At 70.1% G+C, this 18,009-nt stretch carries 21 protein-coding genes; 14 read left to right on the top strand and 7 right to left on the bottom strand.

All coding sequences use genetic code 11. From position 1 onward, the window contains the following. Positions 1 to 13 precede the first annotated feature (13 nt). On the top strand, positions 14 to 970 hold the full coding sequence (locus AB0J76_RS26560; protein WP_352323073.1) for a hypothetical protein: 957 nt from the start codon (positions 14 to 16) through the stop codon (positions 968 to 970). Positions 971 to 1,078: 108 nt separating this feature from the next. Here the strand turns inward: AB0J76_RS26560 and AB0J76_RS26555 are convergent, their stop codons facing one another. Beyond that, complete coding sequence (locus AB0J76_RS26555) at positions 1,079 to 1,663, bottom strand: DUF3043 domain-containing protein (RefSeq protein ID WP_352323074.1); 585 nt, start codon at positions 1,661 to 1,663, stop codon at positions 1,079 to 1,081. Positions 1,664 to 1,814: 151 nt separating this feature from the next. Here AB0J76_RS26555 and AB0J76_RS26550 point away from each other — a divergent pair, with 151 nt between their 5' ends. The 6 genes from AB0J76_RS26550 to AB0J76_RS26525 all read left to right on the top strand — a co-directional run bounded on the left by AB0J76_RS26550 (position 1,815) and on the right by AB0J76_RS26525 (position 6,392). Next, a complete protein-coding gene (locus tag AB0J76_RS26550; RefSeq protein WP_352323075.1) occupies positions 1,815 to 2,618 on the top strand; it encodes a PspA/IM30 family protein in 804 nt (267 codons plus the stop codon). Beyond that, on the top strand, positions 2,615 to 2,893 hold the full coding sequence (locus AB0J76_RS26545) for a hypothetical protein (protein ID WP_352323076.1): 279 nt from the start codon (positions 2,615 to 2,617) through the stop codon (positions 2,891 to 2,893). The genes AB0J76_RS26550 and AB0J76_RS26545 overlap by 4 nt, the downstream gene beginning before the upstream one ends. A 5-nt stretch (positions 2,894 to 2,898) precedes the next feature. Next, the gene (gene htpX / locus AB0J76_RS26540; protein WP_352323077.1) at positions 2,899 to 3,798 is read left to right on the top strand and encodes a zinc metalloprotease HtpX; all 900 of its coding nucleotides are present in this window, start codon (positions 2,899 to 2,901) and stop codon (positions 3,796 to 3,798) included. Between the two features lie 6 nt (positions 3,799 to 3,804). After that, entirely contained in the window at positions 3,805 to 4,362 is a 558-nt protein-coding gene (locus tag AB0J76_RS26535) for a hypothetical protein (RefSeq protein WP_352323078.1), read from the top strand. Positions 4,363 to 4,387: 25 nt separating this feature from the next. Next, a complete protein-coding gene (locus AB0J76_RS26530) occupies positions 4,388 to 5,731 on the top strand; it encodes an alpha/beta fold hydrolase (RefSeq protein ID WP_352323079.1) in 1,344 nt (447 codons plus the stop codon). Between the two features lie 61 nt (positions 5,732 to 5,792). After that, a complete protein-coding gene (locus tag AB0J76_RS26525) occupies positions 5,793 to 6,392 on the top strand; it encodes an SIMPL domain-containing protein (RefSeq protein ID WP_364390723.1) in 600 nt (199 codons plus the stop codon). Between the two features lie 118 nt (positions 6,393 to 6,510). Here AB0J76_RS26525 and nadA read toward each other — a convergent pair whose 3' ends face one another. Then, positions 6,511 to 7,668 (bottom strand): quinolinate synthase NadA, encoded by a 1,158-nt coding sequence (gene nadA, locus AB0J76_RS26520; RefSeq protein ID WP_352326609.1) that lies wholly within the window; start codon positions 7,666 to 7,668, stop codon positions 6,511 to 6,513. A gap of 157 nt (positions 7,669 to 7,825) precedes the next feature. On the opposite strand from nadA, the gene erpA reads away from it, so the two are divergent. Both erpA and AB0J76_RS26510 read left to right on the top strand, forming a co-directional pair. Then, entirely contained in the window at positions 7,826 to 8,179 is a 354-nt protein-coding gene (erpA, locus tag AB0J76_RS26515) for an iron-sulfur cluster insertion protein ErpA (RefSeq protein WP_049566397.1), read from the top strand. Between the two features lie 108 nt (positions 8,180 to 8,287). Next, positions 8,288 to 9,274 (top strand): carbohydrate kinase family protein, encoded by a 987-nt coding sequence (locus AB0J76_RS26510; RefSeq protein ID WP_352326608.1) that lies wholly within the window; start codon positions 8,288 to 8,290, stop codon positions 9,272 to 9,274. Between the two features lie 53 nt (positions 9,275 to 9,327). Here the strand turns inward: AB0J76_RS26510 and AB0J76_RS26505 are convergent, their stop codons facing one another. Genes AB0J76_RS26505 through AB0J76_RS26495 form a run of 3 tightly spaced genes read right to left on the bottom strand, consistent with a single transcriptional unit; the run spans position 9,328 to position 11,195 of the window. Then, entirely contained in the window at positions 9,328 to 9,756 is a 429-nt protein-coding gene (locus AB0J76_RS26505) for a CBS domain-containing protein (protein WP_352326606.1), read from the bottom strand. 54 nt (positions 9,757 to 9,810) lie between these two features. After that, on the bottom strand, positions 9,811 to 10,056 hold the full coding sequence (locus AB0J76_RS26500; protein WP_352326605.1) for a sulfurtransferase TusA family protein: 246 nt from the start codon (positions 10,054 to 10,056) through the stop codon (positions 9,811 to 9,813). Continuing rightward, positions 10,053 to 11,195 carry an aminotransferase class V-fold PLP-dependent enzyme gene (locus tag AB0J76_RS26495; protein ID WP_352326603.1) on the bottom strand — a complete coding sequence of 381 codons (1,143 nt, stop codon included), beginning with the start codon at positions 11,193 to 11,195 and terminating at the stop codon, positions 10,053 to 10,055. Before AB0J76_RS26495 ends, AB0J76_RS26500 begins: the two co-directional genes overlap by 4 nt. A gap of 142 nt (positions 11,196 to 11,337) precedes the next feature. Here AB0J76_RS26495 and AB0J76_RS26490 point away from each other — a divergent pair, with 142 nt between their 5' ends. The 4 genes from AB0J76_RS26490 (at position 11,338) to AB0J76_RS26475 (ending at position 15,583) form a co-directional block, all read left to right on the top strand. Continuing rightward, a complete protein-coding gene (locus AB0J76_RS26490) occupies positions 11,338 to 12,171 on the top strand; it encodes a cytochrome c oxidase subunit II (protein ID WP_352326601.1) in 834 nt (277 codons plus the stop codon). After that, complete coding sequence (gene ctaD, locus AB0J76_RS26485) at positions 12,168 to 13,829, top strand: cytochrome c oxidase subunit I (RefSeq protein ID WP_352326600.1); 1,662 nt, start codon at positions 12,168 to 12,170, stop codon at positions 13,827 to 13,829. Before AB0J76_RS26490 ends, ctaD begins: the two co-directional genes overlap by 4 nt. Next, on the top strand, positions 13,829 to 14,242 hold the full coding sequence (locus tag AB0J76_RS26480; protein WP_352326599.1) for a cytochrome c oxidase subunit 4: 414 nt from the start codon (positions 13,829 to 13,831) through the stop codon (positions 14,240 to 14,242). Before ctaD ends, AB0J76_RS26480 begins: the two co-directional genes overlap by 1 nt. A 141-nt stretch (positions 14,243 to 14,383) precedes the next feature. After that, complete coding sequence (locus AB0J76_RS26475) at positions 14,384 to 15,583, top strand: Ig-like domain-containing protein (RefSeq protein WP_352326598.1); 1,200 nt, start codon at positions 14,384 to 14,386, stop codon at positions 15,581 to 15,583. A gap of 107 nt (positions 15,584 to 15,690) precedes the next feature. Here AB0J76_RS26475 and trpD read toward each other — a convergent pair whose 3' ends face one another. Beyond that, entirely contained in the window at positions 15,691 to 16,737 is a 1,047-nt protein-coding gene (gene trpD, locus AB0J76_RS26470) for an anthranilate phosphoribosyltransferase (protein ID WP_352326597.1), read from the bottom strand. Between the two features lie 6 nt (positions 16,738 to 16,743). Beyond that, on the bottom strand, positions 16,744 to 17,142 hold the full coding sequence (locus AB0J76_RS26465) for a hypothetical protein (RefSeq protein ID WP_352326611.1): 399 nt from the start codon (positions 17,140 to 17,142) through the stop codon (positions 16,744 to 16,746). 207 nt (positions 17,143 to 17,349) lie between these two features. Here AB0J76_RS26465 and AB0J76_RS26460 point away from each other — a divergent pair, with 207 nt between their 5' ends. After that, a complete protein-coding gene (locus tag AB0J76_RS26460; RefSeq protein WP_125630774.1) occupies positions 17,350 to 18,000 on the top strand; it encodes a heme-copper oxidase subunit III in 651 nt (216 codons plus the stop codon). Positions 18,001 to 18,009 lie beyond the last annotated feature (9 nt).

Here is an 18,009-nt window from a genome sequence, read left to right as displayed (position 1 = left end):
TAGGGTGCGCGACGTGCTCAAGCTCGTCCGCCAGGCTCTCACCGCGGCCGTCCTGATCGCCCTCGCGGTGCGGTTGCGCCGCCGGGCCCGCCTGCCGCGGGCCGAGCCGCCGCCGTCCGTCCCGGCTCCCGCGCCGCGGCGCCGAGGTGCGGGGACGGTCCTGTCGTGGCTGGTCATCGGGGTCGTCGTGACCCTGACGCTGGGGTTCGCCCTGATGGGGACGTCGGTGCAGCGCGGCGCCCTGGCCCTCGTGCGCGCCGTCACCGAGCAGGAGGAACCGCCCCCGGCGGGCCGCGAGGCCCTGACACCCGTGACGCCCCTGACGCCCGTGGAGCCGCCGGCCGACCCCGCGGCGACTGCGCAGCCCACGCCCGCCGCCTCCGCCGCCCAGGCGCCCAACTGCGCGCCCCGGCGCCGCCCGATCGACCCCCGCAGGGTCGCGCCCGACGTCAAGCGGGCCGTGGACGCCCAGTGGCGGCGCATCGAACGCTGGCTCAGGAGCAACGCCCCCCGCACCTACCGCACGCTCGGCGGCCCGGTCAGGGCGCGCACGATCGCCGTGGCGGAGTCGCAGATGGGCGTGGACTTCCCCGACGCCCTGCGCGCCTCCCTGCTGCGCCACAACGGCGCGCGCGGCGCCGGGATCCTCGGCTTCCGCCCCGGGGCGGGTGACCACCTCACCGTCCGCGGCATCAGGGACGCCTGGCGCGAGATGTGCGCCCGCCGCCCGGCCGGCTCCTGGGACGGCCTGCTGATCCCGATCCTGTCCTACACGACCGCCGACGGCGCCACGGCGTACGCCACCGTGAGCTCGGCCGACGGGACGGTGGCCGGGGTCACGGCCAGGCGGCTGCGGTCGTCGTACACGCTGCTGCGGACCGTCGCCGACGCCCTCGAACGGGGCGGCACGATCGACGGACGCCGCCCCGTGGTCACCGGCGGCCTCCTGCGCTGGAAACCCGCCCGCTGAGCGGGCGGGACGCGGGGAGGCGGGAAGCACGAGTGCCCACCACCGGACGGTGATGGGCACGCGGGCGTCGCCGATAAGCCGTTTTCCCGAAAAATCGGGAAAACGGGGCTACTTCTTGGGCGGCGCGGGCCTCCCGCCCGGCAGCACCGTGGGCGGCGGGAAGCGCAGCTTGCGGATCTGCAAAGCGCGCATCGCCGCGTAGAAGCCGACGCCCTTCACGCTCTCGTTGGGGAGCTTGGCCGCGACCTCCTTCTTCACCTTCCACGCCACGTAGAGGGAGGTGGCCAGGACGCCGACCATCATGATCGGCCAGCCGACCGCGATCACGATGTTGAGCACCTTGGCGCGGATCTCGATCGGCCACGGGATCCAGGTGGCCAGCAGGATCAGTAGCGAGAACGGCAGGAAGTACTGGCTGGGCAGGCGTCGCGAGTCGACCCAGTCGCGCGCGAACTTGCGCGCCGGGCCCTTGTCGCGAACCGGAAGATAACGCTCGTCACCTGCGAGCATGCCCTTGCGGGCCCGGTCGCGCTCGGCGGCCTGCTTGGCGCGCATCTGCCGATAGGCCTCCTTGCGGTCCTTCGGCGCGGAGACCGGCTGGCGTCGTCTGCCCTCGGCATCCCGGCGCTTGGGTGTGGGACGACCTTTACCCTGGGGCTTAGGATCGTCAACGGGGACGGGGGTGTCGTCCACGGAGGTTTGGGATCGGCGTCGCAACACACGTCAACCCTACCTGGACTGCAACTTAGTGACGCCCCCGTGCGTTATGCGTAGGGTAATCCCAAGGCGGCTGCGCTGCATTGGGTGAACACCAGCACGACCTAGAAGGGGACGGCCGACGCGCATGAGCGTGATGAAGAGACTTTCGATGATCTTCAAGTCCAAGGCCAACAAGGCCCTGGACAAGATGGAGGATCCGCGCGAGACGCTTGACTACTCCTATCAGCGGCAGCTCGAGTTGCTGCAGAAGGTGCGTCGAGGGGTGGCCGACGTGGCCACCTCGCGCAAGCGGGTAGAACTGCAGATCAACGGCCTGGAGGCGCAGGCCAGGCGCTACGAGGACCAGGGCCGCAAGGCGCTGTCCGTCGGGCGCGAGGACCTCGCCCGCGAGGCCCTGCAGCGGCGGTCCAATCTGCAGGGGCAGATGGCCGACCTCAAGGTCCAGCACGACAACCTGCAGGCCGAGGAGGAGAAGCTGACCACGGCTTCCCAGCGGCTGCAGGCCAAGGTCGACTCCTTCCGCACGAAGAAGGAGACGATCAAGGCGACCTACACCGCCGCCGAGGCCCAGACGCGCATCAACGAGGCGTTCTCCGGCATCTCCGAGGAGATGGGCGACGTCGGCCTGGCGATCCAGCGCGCCGAGGACAAGACGGCGCAGATGCAGGCCCGCGCCGGCGCGATCGACGAGCTGCTGGCCAGTGGCGCGCTCGACGACTTCAGCGGCACCCGCGGCGACGACATCCAGGCCGAGCTCGACCGCATGGGCGGCGGCATGGACGTCGAGCTGGAGCTGGCCCGGATGAAGGCCGAGCTGGGCCAGGGCCCGGCGCCCAAGAGCGCCATCGAGCAGGGCCAGCCGCAGCAGCAGGCCCAGCCGCAGCAGGGTCACACCCAGCAGCTGCGTCAGCCCGGGGAGAACGCATGATCGTCAGAATCATGGGCGAGGGCCAGGTCGAGATCTCGCCGGACGACATCGCGGTGCTCAACGAGCTCGACAGCGAGCTGGAGGCCGCCATCGAGACCGGTGACGAAGGGGCCTTCCGCGTCAAGCTGCACGCGTTGCTCGACAAGGTGCGCCATGTGGGCAAGGCGCTTCCCGACGACAGCCTTGAGCCGTCAGAGCTGATCCTTCCCCCCGCGGACGCCTCGATCGAGGAGGTCCGGGAGATGCTGGGCGACCAAGGCCTCATCCCGGGCTGAGCCCCGTGGGCACGCGGTTCGCGTCCGACAGCGGCCTGACCCGCCGCATGGTCGTGACGATGTTCCTGCTGGGGCTGCTCTACGTGGCGTTCGTCGGCGTGCTGATCGCCCTCGGCGTGCGCGCGCTGACCGTGCTGGTGCTCGCCGGGGGGCTGCTGCTGGTGCAGTACTTCCTGTCCGACCGCATCGCCCTGTTCGCGATGCACGGACGGGAGGTCTCCCCACAGGAGGCCCCCGAGCTCCACGGCCTCATCGACCGGCTGTGCGCGCTGGCGGACATGCCCAAGCCGCGGGTGGCGATCGCCGACTCCGACGTCCCCAACGCCTTCGCCACCGGCCGTAACCAGAAGCGGGCCGTCGTCTGCGTGACGACGGGCATCCTGCGCCGCCTGAAGCCTCAGGAGCTCGAAGGCGTGCTGGCGCACGAGTTGTCGCACGTCGCCCATCGCGACGTCGCCGTCATGACGATCGCCTCGTTCCTCGGCATCGTCGCCGGGCTGATGACGAGGTTCGCCCTGTACGCCGGCTTCGGCGGGCGCCGGGACAACGGCCAGGGCGGCGTGCCGGTCGGGCTGATCATCATGTTCGTCTCGCTGGTCGTGTACGCCGTCAGCTTCCTGCTCACCAGAGCCCTGTCGCGTTACCGCGAGCTGGCCGCCGACCGGGCCGGAGCGCTGCTCACGCAGCGTCCGTCGGCCCTGGCCAGCGCGCTGACCAAGGTCACCGGCGACATGGCCCGGATCCCGACCACCGACCTGCGCGAGGCGGCGCCGTTCAACGCCTTCTACTTCGCGCCCGCCCTGGCCAGGGGGGAGACGCTGGCGAACCTGTTCTCCACGCATCCGCCGCTGGAGCGCCGGCTCGAACTGCTCGCGTCCATCTCCAAGCAGCTCGGAAGGGGCTGAGGCCGTATGGGCTGGCTCGACTCGCTGCTGGGCCGGTCCAAGCCGGTCAAGCCCAACCTCGACGCGCTGTTCGCGCTGCCGTCCGCCGCCGTGACGCTCCAGGCCGCGACCGGTCTCGTCCCCACCGGTCTCGGCTCGGTGTCGTTCAGGGCCGCGGAGGGCGGCGCGTTCGCCACGCTGGAGAGCGACGTCAAGGCGCTGCTCGGCGGGCGCGTCGAGGAGTCCGACGACGGCTACGGCTACACCTGGCTGCTGGTCCGCCGCGCGCCGGACGACGTCAGCGACCTGGTCACCGAGCTGCACGCGGTCAACTCCTCGCTGGAGTCGGCCGGGTTCGGGCCCTCGCTGCTGTGCTCGCTGGTGTCGTTCGCCGATCCGGCGGGCAGACGGCTGGCGGTCGTGTACCTGTACAAGCGCGGCACGTTCTACCCGTTCGCGCCGCTGCCCGGGAACAGGCGCGACAACGCCCTCGAACTGCAGGCCAGAGGCGTCCTGGACGGCGAGCTGCCGCTGGAGGCCGACCTCGGCCGATGGTTCCCGGTATGGGGTGCCCCGGGCCTTTGACCACGGATGGTGTTCTAATCATCACGTGGAGCGAAGGTTGTTCGTCGCCGCGGCCGCGGCGCTCATCGTGGCGGCCGTGCTGTACAGCGCCTGGATCACCGGCCAGTTCACCACGCCCGCCGTGGACAGGACCGACGGCTACGTGAGCGAGCTGGCCGCCCGCGACCAGCCGTGGACGCGCCTGTTCCGGGTCAGCGACGTGCTGGCCGGGCTGGCCTGCCTGGCCGCCGTCGCGACGCTGCCCAGGGTGGCGCGCGAGTGGGCCGGCTGGCTGGCGCTGGCCGCCTTCGGGCTGCTGACGGTCGTCTCCGGCCTGGTCCCGCTCGACTGCGCCGCGCTGAGCGACCCCACCTGCCGCGGCGTGGGGGTCTCGCACCGGCTCCACATGGTGGCCGGCGCGCTGGCCACGACGGCCGTGCTGACCGCCATGGCGGTGCTCTCCGCGCGCTGGCGCTCGTGGGTGTCGTGGTTGTTCACCGGCCTGAACGTGGGCGCCACCGCTCTCATGCTGGCCGCCCTGGCCGCCGGACGGCTGGCCGGCGTCGCCCACCGGATCCAGCTCACCATGGTCGCCGTCTGGGTCGTGTACGTGGCGCTGCGGCTGCTCGTCCACGACGACGACGAGGCCCCCGCCGGGCCTCCGCACGTCCTCGACCAGGGCGCGGGCCCCGGCGTGCTCATCACGGCCGGTCTCGGCGGCGCCTGGTTCCACTGGGACGCCGTGGCCGCCGGACTGGCCGCCTGCCACCGGGTCGTCCGCTTCGACCGTCCGGGGCTCGGCCTCAGCCCGCCCGCGACCGACCGGCCCACCCTGTACGGCGAGGTGGCCCGGCTGGCCGCGCTGGCGCCCGCGCAGCCGTCCCAGGTGACCCTGGTCGCGCACGGCCTGTCCTGCTGGCACGCCGAGGCGTTCGCCCGGTTGCACCCGCTCTGCGTGGCCAAGCTCGTCCTGGTGGACCCCAGCCCGCCGCCCGTGGGCCGGCCGCTCGCGCTCGCCGCCGCCCTGGGGGCGTGGCTGCCCGCGCTCGGCGGCACGTGGGGCGCGAACGTGCTGGCCCGCCTGACCGGGCCGCCGGCGCATCGCCTGGTCACCGGCATGGGCGACCCCTTCGGGGTGTACCGGATGGGCAAGGTGCCCGCGGCCGTGGCGGGGGAGTGGCTGGCCCGCCGCGACATGGCCGCCGACCTCCGCGACATCCGCGCCGGCCATCCCTTTCCCGACATCCCGGTCACCGTGCTCGGCGCGGGCGGCCGGGACGCCCGCAGGCAGAGCCTGGCGGCCCGCCTCGACGCCAAGCTGGTGCTGCTGCCCCGCTCGGGGCACCAGGTCGAGCTGGACGATCCGGACGCGATCGTCGACGCCGTGTGAACCGCCCGCGGGTGGGGGCAGGCTCGTAGGATCGAGGCGTACCCAGTCGAGGGGGGCAGGCGTGGACATCTCCGTCGTCGGTGAGGGCAGCGTGCAGGCCGCGCCCGACGTCCTGCGGTTGACGGCGGGCGTCGAGGTGCGCAGGGCGTCGGCGTCCGAGGCGTTCACGGCCGTCAGGGCCGCCGCGGCCCGGCTGGCCGACGCGCTGGCCGGGGCCGGGGTCGCGGCCCACGACGTGCGCACGGTCGAGCTCTCGCTCGGCCCCGAGTACGAGGTCTACCCGAAGGTCTCGGCCTACCGGGCGGCCCAGGGCGTCGAGGTGGTCGTCAGGGACCTGTCGCGGGCCGACGCCGTCATCGACACGGTCGCCGGCGTGGGCGAGGAGGCCCGGCTCAACGGCGTGGCCTTCGAGCTGTCCGACCCGGCGTCGGTGCTCGGCGAGGCCAGGACGAGGGCGTTCAGGGACGCCGCGGCCAAGGCTGCCCACTACGCCGAGCTGGCCGGCCGCCCGCTCGGCCCGGTGGTGTCGATCTCCGAGGACGTCAGGGGCGGCCCCCAGCCGCTGGTCACGATGGCCGCGGCGGCCGACAGCGCGTCCTCGGTCAGCCCCGGCCGCCAGACGCTGACGGTCGGCGTCCGCGTCGGCTACGACTTCGCCTGAAGCCGGGACCCGCGCCGCGACCGAGCCGGGACCCGCGTCGGGCCCGTCCGGAACGCGGCCGGGCCCGTGGCGAGGGCGGGCGCTCCTCGCCACGGGCCCGGCCCGCCGGGGGAGGGCGTTACGGGAGCGCCAGCATGCGGTCCAGCGCGACCCTGGCCCAGTGGGCGGTGTCCTCGTCCACCGTGATCCGGTTGACGACGTCGCCCAGCACGAGCGACTCCAGCGCCCACACCAGGTGCGGCAGGTCGATCCGGTTCATCGTGGAGCAGTAGCAGACCGTCCGGTCCAGGAACGACACGTTCTTGTCGGGGAACATCGCGGCCAGCCGCTTGACCAGGTTCAGCTCCGTGCCGACGGCCCAGCTCGACCCGGCGGGCGCGGCCTGCAGGGTCTTGATGATGTGCTCGGTCGAGCCCACGTGGTCGGCCTTGAGCACCACCTCGTGCCGGCACTCGGGGTGCACCAGCACGTTCACGCCGGGGATGCGCGCGCGCACGTCGTCGACGGACTCGGCCGTGAAGCGGCCGTGCACCGAGCAGTGGCCCTTCCACAGGATCATCCGCGCCCGGTCGAGCTGCTCGCGGGTCAGCCCGCCGTCGGGCCGGTGCGGGTTCCAGACCACGCAGTCCTCCAGCGACATGCCCATCTCCAGCACCGCCGTGTTGCGCCCGAGGTGCTGGTCGGGCAGGAACAGCACCTTGCGGCCCTGCTCGAAGGCCCAGTCGAGCGCCCTCCTGGCGTTGGAGGAGGTGCACACCACGCCGCCGTTGCGCCCGCAGAACGCCTTGATGTCGGCGCTGGAGTTCATGTACGTGACGGGGACCACCTCGCCGGCCAGACCGGCGTCCTCAAGGGCCTCCCAGCACTCCTCCACCTGGTCGAACGTGGCCATGTCGGCCATGGAGCACCCGGCGGCGAGGTCGGGCAGCACCACCTTCTGGGCCTCGCCGGTGAGGATGTCGGCGGACTCGGCCATGAAGTGCACGCCGCAGAAGACGACGAACTCCGCCTCGGGCCGCGCGGCGGCCTGCTGGGCGAGCTTGAAGGAGTCGCCGGTCACGTCGGCGAACTGGATGACCTCGTCGCGCTGGTAGTGGTGGCCCAGCACGAACAGGCGGTCGCCCAGCGCCTCCTTGGCCTTGCGGGCGCGTTCGACCAGGTCAGGGTCGGACGCGGGCGGCAGCTCGCCGGGGCAGTCGACGCCCTTCTCGCTGTGCGGATCGGCGCCCTGCCCGAGGACGAAGAGCGGCAGCCCAGTCTGGGTGGCCATCGCCATACCCCCTTATCGTCGTTTTGACGATACTCACTATGACACATGGACGAACGTGGTTATTCCGGGGGTAGGGGACCCGGGAATGTGTGGCATGGGCGAGGTGTTGGTAGCGTCATCAGTAGGACGTCGGAAACAGACAGCCGGGTTAGGGAGTCAGCAGATGACGGTTGAGAGCAGCGAGACCACGACGCAGGGCCTGATCCTGACTGACGCGGCCGCCGCGAAGGTCAAGAGCCTGCTGGAGCAGCAGGGTGAGGAAGGTCTGCAGCTGAGGGTCGCCGTGCAGCCGGGTGGTTGCTCCGGCCTGCGCTACCAGCTCTTCTTCGACGACCGTTCCATGGACGGTGACGTGGTGACGGACTTCGGCGGGGTCAGCGTGGTCACCGACCGCATGAGCGCCCCCTACCTGATGGGCGCCAGCATCGACTTCGTCGACACGATCGAGAAGCAGGGCTTCACCATCGACAACCCCAACGCCACCGGCTCCTGCGCCTGTGGCGACTCGTTCAACTAAGGGGTCACGGCTTCGGCCTGTGGGGTCCCGCCCGCCTTTGTGCGAGCGGGACCTTCGCGTATTCTCGTGGGGCTCATTGGCCTGCTGACAACGAGGAAGAAGAATCCCGTGCGCATCGCCGTAACCGGCTCCATCGCGACAGACCACCTGATGACGTTCCCAGGAAGCTTCGGCGATCAGCTCATCGCCGAGCAGCTCGACCGGGTGTCGCTCTCGTTCCTGGTCGACGACCTTCAGATCCGTCGCGGCGGCTGCGCGGCCAACATCGCCTTCGGCATGGGCTGTCTCGGCCTCAAGCCGATCCTGGTGGGCGCCGTCGGCAACGACTTCGCCGACTACCGCTCCTGGCTGGAGCGCCACGGCGTCGACTGCGAGTCCGTGCACATCTCCGAGACGCAGCACACCGCGCGCTTCCTGTGCACCACCGACGAGCACCACAACCAGATCGCCTCCTTCTACACCGGGGCGATGGCCGAGGCGCGGCTGATCGAGCTGCAGCCGGTCGCCACCCGGCTCGGCGGGCTCGACCTGGTGCTGATCAGCCCCAACGACCCCGACGCGATGCTGCGGCACACCGACGAGTGCCGCCAGCGCGGCATCCCCTTCGCCGCCGACATCTCCCAGCAGCTCGCCCGCATGGCCGACGAGCAGATCAGGCAGCTCGTCGACGGCGCCGCCTACCTGTTCTCCAACGACTACGAGAAGGGGCTCATCGAGCAGAAGACCGGCTGGTCCGACGAGGAGATCCTCGACCGGGTCGGCGTCCGCGTCACCACGCTCGGCCCCAAGGGCGCCGTCATCGACCGCAAGGGCGAGCCGTCCATCCAGGTCGCCCCGGCCCCCGAGCGCGGCAAGGCCGACCCCACGGGCGTCGGCGACGCCTTCCGCGCCGGCTTCCTGTCCGGCCTGGCCTGGGGGCTGCCGCTGGAGCGCTGCGGCCAGATCGGCAACCTGACGGCCACGCACGTGCTGGAGCGCGTCGGCGGCCAGGAGTACGAGCTGGGCCAGAAGGTCTTCCTGGAGCGCTTCACGGCCGCCTACGGCGCCGAGGCCGCGGCCGACATCGCCGGCCACGTGCGCTGCTACCACCCCTGACACGCGTACGCCCCGCCCGCCGCAGGCGTGGCGGGGCGGTCCCCGTACGGGTGTCAGCGCTTGGCGTACACCCGGTGCACGAACTCGGCGAGCTGGTCGTCCGGCAGGCACCGGGCCAGGTCGGCCTCGCTGATCATGCCGACGATGCGGTCGTTCTCCAGCACCGGCAGCCGCTTGATCTGGTTCTGCTCCATGCGCGACAGCGCCTCCTGCACGGTGGCGTCCGCCGTCACCCAGACCAGGCCGGTCGCCAGCTCGCCCGCCGTCACCTGCGCGGGGTCGTGACCGGCCGCGACGCACTTGATCACGATGTCGCGGTCGGTGATGATGCCGGTCACCCGGTCGTCGGGGCCGCACACGGGCAGCGCGCCCACGTCGTTGTTGCGCATCATCTGAGCCGCCCGGTCGAGCGTCTCGTGCGCGGCGATGCACTCCGCGCCCGTGCTCATCACGTCGCGGGCGGTCTCGTTCCCCTTGGCCATGGTCTCCCCCGAATGGTCGATGTGCCGTCAGGGGAGGGCCCTACCCACAAACCGTCAGTAGTTGCGCATCACGTGGATGGCCCAGCCGCCCTGGGGCAGCTCGTACGAGGCCACGTGGCGGTGGGACTTCAGCCGGCACCACGCCGGCACGTCGGTGTAGGCCGCCGGATCGTCGGCCAGCACCGCCACCACGGCGTTGAGCGGCACGTGGTTGATCTGCTCGGCGAGCATGATGATCGGGATCGGGCACTTCTTCCCGAGCGCGTCGATCGTCAATGACGGCTGAGTTACCTCGGTCATGCGACTCCTGCGTCGTGCCGGATGCGGCGCACCAGATCGGGCAGCACGGCCAGGAACCGGTCGACCTCGGCCGCGGACGTGCCCCTGGGCAGCGACACCCGGACATTCCCATGCGTCAGCACGCCCATCGCTTCGAGGACGTGCGATGGACGAAGCGTACTAGCGGTGCACGAACTTCCGGACGATACGGCGAATCCCGCCTTGTCCAGCTCGGTGAGCAGCGCCTCGCCGTCGACGTAGAGACACGAGAAGGTCACGATGTGGGGCGCCCGGCCGACCGGGTCGCCGATCACCTCGACGTCCGGCACGACCTTCGGCACGGTCTCCCTGATCCGGGCCACGAGCGTGGACAGCCGCGCCTGCTCCTGCGCCGCCTCGGCGCTCATCGCGCGCAGCGCCGCCGCCGCGGCCACGATGCCCGGCACGTTCTCGAAGCCGGGGACGCGCCGCCGCTCGCGTTCGTCCTCGGGCAGGAACGAGCGGAACCGGGTGCCCTTGCGCACCGCCAGCACGCCCACCCCGGCCGGGCCGCCCCACTTGTGCGCGCTCGCGGTCAGCACCGACCAGCCGGGCGGTATCGGCATGCGGCCGGCCGTCTGGGCGGCGTCGACCAGCAGCGGCACCCCGTTGGCCCGGCACGCGGCGGCGGCCTCGGCGACCGGCTGCACCGTGCCCACCTCGTGGTTGGCCGTCTGCAGGCAGGCCAGCGCCGTGCCCGGACGCGCGACCGCCTCGGCGAACGCGTCGAGGTCGACCCGCCCCTCCAGGCTCACGCCGACGGTCTCGACCGTGCCGCCGTCGCGTTCGTGCACGCCGGCCGCGTGCAGCACGCTGGAGTGCTCGACCGCGCTGGTGACCAGATGACGCCCGACCCTGCGCCTGCCGTGTAGGGTGCCGAGCACGCCGAGATGCGCGGCCTGCGTGCCGGACGAGGTGAACGACACCTCGTCGGGGCGCGCGCCGAGCGCCTCGGCCACCTCCGTGCGGGCCTGCTCCAGCAGCAGGTGAGCGCGGCGGGCCTGGGTGTACAGTCTCGCGGGGTCGGCCCAGCCGACGTCGATCGCCGCCAGCAGCGCCTCGCGTGCCTGAGGGTGGAGCGGCTCGCTCGAGGCCGCGTCGAAATACGCCACGAGACTCATCGTCCCACTTGCGGCACCATCGAGGGGTCGCGCGGTAGGGCGGGACACCTGCACGCTAATGTGTCTGCAATCAGCTGTGCATTTGGAAATACGAGCACCCAAGGGAAAGACTCTTGGGCTTCATCTGTGGGGTAGGCGATCCGTGAGTCCGACTCGCCGTACGACGCGGCGTTCGTTGGCCCGGCGCAGGGTGCCGCGCGCCGCCGCTTTGGCGTTGCTGCTGGCCACTGCTACGGCGTGTGCTAATGACGTTCCCAAGTTCGACTGGTCCAACGGCCTGCTGCCCGAGGGCGTGACCGAGCAGGCCGAGGTCGTTCAGCATCTGTGGAACGGGGCCTGGATCGCCGCACTCGCCACGGGCGCCGTCGTCATCGTCCTGATCGTCTGGGCCGCGATCTTCCACCGCAAGCGCAGGGGGAAGGCCGAACTGCCGCCCCAGGTGCGCTACAACCTGCCGATCGAGATCCTCTACACGGTGGTCCCGCTCGTCATGGTCTCGGTGTTCTTCTTCTTCACCGCCCGCGACAGCAAGGCCCTCACGGACGTCGCGGGCGACGCGCCCGTCAAGGTCAAGGTCGAGGCGTACCAGTGGAGCTGGCGCTTCACCACGACCTACAACGGCAAGACGACGAAGCCCGTGTCCGGCATGCCGGTGCACGACTACCACCAGGGCCCTCAGCTGGTCCTGCCGACGAACACCAAGGTCGAGTTCGACCTCTCGACCGACGACGTGATCCACTCGTTCTGGGTGCCCGAGTTCCTGTTCAAGCGGGACATCATCCCCGGCATCCCGGAGGGCAACCCGGGGCGCAAGTTCGAGATCAAGACGCTCGGCGACAACCGCGTGGGCGTCTACGCCGGCCGGTGCGCCGAGCTGTGCGGCGTCGACCACAGCCGGATGCTGTTCTCGGTGAAGCTCGTCAAGCAGGCTGAGTTCGACCAGTACATCGCGACCCAGGCTGGGAGTGCCCAGTGACCGCCATCCAAGAACCGCTTCGGGCGCCGGTCCGGCCCGTCACCAAGGGCCAGATCATCGCCAAGTGGATGTCCTCGACTGATCACAAGATCATCGGGCACATGTACCTGATCACGTCGTTCGCCTTCTTCCTGATCGGCGGCGTCATGGCGCTGATCATGCGGGCCGAGCTGGCGCAGCCGGGGCTGCAGATCACCAGCAACGAGCAGTTCAACCAGCTGTTCACCATGCACGGCACGATCATGCTGCTGATGTTCGCGACGCCGCTGTTCGCCGGTTTCGCCAACGAGCTGATGCCGCTCCAGATCGGCGCCCCCGACGTGGCGTTCCCGCGCCTGAACATGGTCAGCTACTGGCTCTACCTGTTCGGCAGCATCATCGCCGTGTCCGGCTTCCTCACCCCGGGCGGCGCCGCCTCCTTCGGCTGGTTCGCCTACACGCCGCTGTCGAACGCGATCCACTCGCCCGGCATCGGCGGCGACCTGTGGATCATGGGCCTGGCCCTGTCGGGCCTCGGCACGATCCTCGGCGCGGTGAACTTCATCACCACGATCATCTGCATGCGCGCCCCCGGCATGACCATGTTCCGCATGCCGATCTTCACCTGGAACGTCCTGCTGACCAGCATGCTCGTGCTGATGGCCTTCCCCGTGCTGGCCGCCGCGCTGCTGGCTCTGGAGGCCGACCGCAAGCTCGGCACCCACATCTTCGACCCGGCCAACGGCGGGCCGATCCTGTGGCAGCACCTGTTCTGGTTCTTCGGCCATCCCGAGGTGTACATCATCGCGTTGCCGTTCTTCGGCATCGTGACCGAGATCCTGCCGGTCTTCAGCCGTAAGCCGATCTTCGGCTACATCGGCCTGGTCGGCGCCACCATCGCGATCGCCGGTCTGTCCATCACGGTCTGGGCGCACCACATGTTCCCGACCGGGCAGGTCCTGCTGCCGTTCTTCTCGTTCATGACGTTCCTCATCGCGGTGCCGACGGGCGTGAAGTTCTTCAACTGGATCGGCACGATGTGGCGGGGTCACCTGTCGTTCGAGTCGCCGATGTTGTTCTCCGTCGGATTCCTGATCACCTTCCTGCTCGGTGGCCTGACCGGCGTCATCCTGGCCTCGCCGCCGCTGGACTTCCAGATCAGCGACACCTACTTCGTCGTCGCCCACTTCCACTACGTGGTCTTCGGCACGGTCGTGTTCGCCATGTTCGCCGGCTTCTACTTCTGGTGGCCCAAGTTCACCGGCAAGATGCTCGACGACAAGCTGGGCAAGGTGCACTTCTGGCTGCTGTTCATCGGCTTCCACACCACCTTCCTCGTCCAGCACTGGCTGGGCATGGTCGGCTTCCCCCGCCGGTACGCCGACTACAGCGCGGCCGACGGCTTCACCGACCTGAACATGATCTCGTCGGTCGGCGCGTTCATCCTGGGCGCCTCGACGCTGCCGTTCTTCTACAACGTCTGGAAGACCTGGCGTTCCGGGACCAAGGTCACCGTCGACGACCCCTGGGGCTACGGCGGCTCGCTCGAATGGGCGACCTCCTGCCCGCCGCCGCGGCACAACTTCACCTCGCTGCCGCGCATCCGGTCCGAGCGCCCGGCGTTCGACCTGCACTACCCGCACATGTCCGCCAAGTCCGCCCAGGAGGTTGAGGCCTGATGAAGGTCCAGGGTTGGCTGTTCCTGCTGTGCGGCCTGTTCTTCGCCGGTGTCGACGTCGGCTACTGGTTCTGGACCAAGGCCGCGACCGGTCACGGTGAGCCCGTGGGCACCACCGCCATGGCGATCTCGGTCGGGTTCGCGTTCATGGTCGGCTACTACCTGATGTTCACCGCGCGGCGCATCGGCGCCCAGCCGGAGGACAACAAGCAGGCCGACATCAGCGACGGCGCCGGCGAGATCGGCTTCTTCAGCCCGAGCAGCTGGTGGCCGCTGTTCCTGTGCCTGGCGGCGGCCTTCGCCTTCGCCGGGTTCGTGATCGGCTTCTGGATGTTCCTGATCGGCGTGTTCCTGATCATCATGGCCATGATCGGGTTCGTGTTCCAGTACTACCGGGGCAACTTCTCGCACTGACAAGCGGCTCGAAGCGGGCGTCCTTCCCATAGGGGAGGACGCCCGCTTTTTCGTGTTCTTTACCAGGTCACGGATGTCGTGAATAGATCACTCAGGGTAATAAGGGAGGAGAAGGTTGGATCTTGGGCGAGGGGGTCACTCGTGAGACGCGTGGCGAATGGATCGGCCGGCCTGCTGGCCCTGGCGCTGCTCACGGCGTGCTCGCTGAGCGGCGCGGCGAACGAGACGAAGGAGCTGACCGCGGTCGCCCGGCAGCCCGCGGTGGGCGTCACGCCGCAGGACAAGGCCGTGAACGTGGCCACCGACCAGCCCGTGGTGGTGTCCGCGCACGGCGGCACGATCAAGAGCGTCCGGGTGGACGGCGGCAAGGCGGGCCGGCTGAGGGGCGTCCTGAGCGGCGACGGCACCCGCTGGCGCAGCACGACCACCGCCCGGCCGAGCACCGGCTACACGGTCACCGTCGTCAGCGTGGACGCCTCGGGCAAGCAGAGCGAGACCTCCAGCACGTTCAGCACGGTCAAGGGCGACAAGACATTCGACATCCAGACGATCACTCCCAACAAGGACGACACCGGGCTGACGGTGGGCATCGGCATGCCCGTCATGATCGCCTTCGACAAGCCGGTGAGCGACCGGGTGGCCGTCGAGCGCAACCTGACCATCCGCAGCTCCAAGCCGGTGGAGGGGGCCTGGCACTGGTTCGACGACAGCCATGTGGACTTCCGGCCGCAGGACTACTGGCCGGCGTACACGAAGGTGCGGCTGGAGGCGAAGCTGGCCGGCGTGCGCGGCGGCCCCGGCCTGTACGGCAAGCGCGACGTCACCCTCGACTTCAAGATCGGCCGCTCCCAGATCACCCGGGGCAGCACCGACGAGCACGTGCTGACGGTCCGCCGGGACGGCAAGCGCATCCGCACCATGCCGATGAGCGCCGGGCAGGGCGGCCAGTGGAAGTACTACACCACCTCGGGCGTGCACCTGGCGATGTCACGGGAGCCGGTGACCGTCATGACCTCGCCCGGCATCGGCCCGGGACAGTCGGGCTACTACCAGCTCACCGTCTACAACACCGTGCGCATCTCCAACAGCGGCGAGTACGTGCACAGCGCGCCCTGGTCGGTGGGCTCCCAGGGCAACTCCAACGTCAGCCACGGCTGCGTGAACGTCAGCCCGGAGAACGCGGCCTGGTTCATCAAGAACACCCTGATCGGGGACCCGATCATCATCACCGGCTCGCCGCGCAAGCTGGAGCCCACCAACGGGTGGGGCCACTGGCAGGAGAACTGGAAGGACTGGCTCAAGTGGAGCACGCTCAAGGACGGTCCGAGCATCACCTTCTGAGCGACTGACCGCCATCCGGCCCTGAGCAGGCCCTGGAGGCTCTGCCGGAGCCCTCGGGCACACGTGCCGCCGAAGGACGTGAGCGCGCCTCAGGGGCGCGCTCACGGTCACGACGGGCGGTAGGAGCTGCTGACCTCGACCCAGCGGCGCAGCGTGTCGGCGGCCAGGCCGGAGTCGACCGCCTGCGTGGCGCGCTCGTAGCCCTTGATCATCGCCGTGTCGAGGTCGTCGCCGGCGCCCTCGTGGGCGACCAGCGCGGCCGCGGTGTTGAGCAGGACGGCGTCGCGCACCGGCCCCTTCTTGCCGCCCAGCACGTCGTGCACGGCCTGGGCGTTGAACTGCACGTCGCCACCGCGCAGCGCGCCAGCGTCGGCCCGGGGGATGCCCAGGATCGCGGGGTCGAACCTGGCCTCGGTGGCCGTGCCGTCGCGCACCACCCACACCGTGGAGGTGCCGGTGATGGTCAGCTCGTCGAGCCCGTCGTCGCCGCGGAAGACCAGGGCCGACACGCCGCGCTCGGCGAAGACGCCGGCGATGACGGGCAGCATGCGGGCGTCGTAGACGCCGATGGCCTGGGCGCTGGGCCGGGCCGGGTTGGTCAGCGGGCCCAGGAAGTTGAAGACCGTCGGGACGCCGATCTCCTTGCGCGCCGGGCCGGCGAAACGCAGCGCCGGGTGGTAGACGGGCGCGAAGCAGAAGGCGATGCCCGCCTCGCGCGCCACCCGCGCGGTCTGCTCGGGCGTCAGGTCGAGCCTGATGCCCATGTGCTCCAGGACGTCGGCGGCCCCGCACAGCGAGGAGGCCGAGCGATTGCCGTGCTTGACGACCCTGGCCCCCGCCGCGGCGGCCACGATGGCGGCCATGGTGGAGACGTTGACGGTGTGGGCGCGGTCGCCGCCCGTGCCGACGACGTCGAGGACGGGCCCCTCGACGTTCAGCGGCGTGGAGAACTCCAGCATCGTCCGGGCCAGGCCCACCACCTCGGCCACCGTCTCGCCCTTGGCCCGCAGGGCCAGCGCGAAGCCCGCGATCTGGGCGGAGGTGGCGTTGCCCGAGAAGATCTCCCGCATCGCCCAGGCCGTCTCGTCGGCCGACAGGTGCTCGCCGGAAAGGAGCGCGGAGAACAGGGCAGGCCAGGTCGTCCGGGAGTCCATGGGCACCTACTTCGCGTTGAGTCGGGTGGCGGATCGGCGGCGCATCAGGTCGGCGACGGTGTCGGCCAGGACCATGGGCTCGATGGGCTGCGGGACGACGGCGTCGGCCTTGGACCACTCGGCCAGCCAGCGGTCGTCGCGCCTGGCGATGATCAGGCAGACGGGCGGGCAGTCGTAGACCTCGTCCTTGGCCTGACGGGAGACGCCCATGCCGCCGGCGGGCTGGGTCTCGCCGTCGAGGACCGCCACGTCGATCTCGCCGGAGCCGAGCCACTGGTGGACCTTGGGCTCGGTGGCGCACTCGATGATCTCGACGAAGGGCACGTCGGCCGCCGGCCGCCGGCCGATCGCCTGCCGGACCTCGGCCCGGGTGGTGGCGTCGTCGCTGTAGACGAGGACCTTCATCGTGTCGTCGGTGCTCCCAGAGGACGTCACTGTCGCGCTCACTATCGGTCGAAGCTGTATGGTCACCTGGATCGTACCGTTGCGCCGGGATGCAATCCCAGGCCACCGGGCCTGACAGGCGTTTTGTCCCAATTATCCCAGGTTGATGGCCGGTTTGTTCCTCCTAACGGGGGGTCGTTGGCCGGACCGAACACCGGAGCCGCAATAATGCTGCCCGTGGCGACAGCATCCGCAATAACTTCGACGACGACAGCACAGTCGTACCGGCGGCCGAACCTGGTCAGTGTCGGGACGATCGTCTGGCTGTCCTCTGAGCTCATGTTCTTCGCGGCGCTGTTCGCGATGTACTTCACCATCCGGTCGGTGAGCGAGGGGAAGGGCATCGAGTGGGGCCCTGCCTTCCTTCCTGCAGGCGTTGAGGCAGAAGGCGCTCACCTGAACATCCCGTTCGCGACGGTCAACACGATCATCCTGGTCCTGTCGAGTGTGACGTGCCAGCTGGGCGTGTGGGCCGCGGAGAAGGGGCAGGTCGGCAAGCTCCGCTTCTGGTACATCGTCAGCTTCCTGATGGGCGCGATCTTCGTCGCCGGTCAGCTGTACGAGTACGGCGAGCTGGCGTCAGAGGGCGCGACCCTGTCCGCCAACGCTTACACCTCGGTGTTCTACCTGACGACGGGCTTCCACGGCCTGCACGTGACCGGTGGCCTGATCGCGTTCCTGTTCATGCTGGGACGCACGTACGCCGCGAAGCGCTTTACGCATGAGCAGGCCACCAGCGCGATCGTCGTGTCCTACTACTGGCACTTCGTAGACGTCGTCTGGATCGGTCTTTTCGCGACCATCTACATCATTCGTTAAGGAACGGGA

Origin of the sequence: Nonomuraea sp. NPDC049624 (genome assembly GCF_040675255.1) — a bacterium.
Lineage (GTDB): Bacteria > Actinomycetota > Actinomycetes > Streptosporangiales > Streptosporangiaceae > Nonomuraea.
Note: the sequence above shows the minus strand (reverse complement) of the source record. Positions and strands in the feature narration are given on the sequence as shown.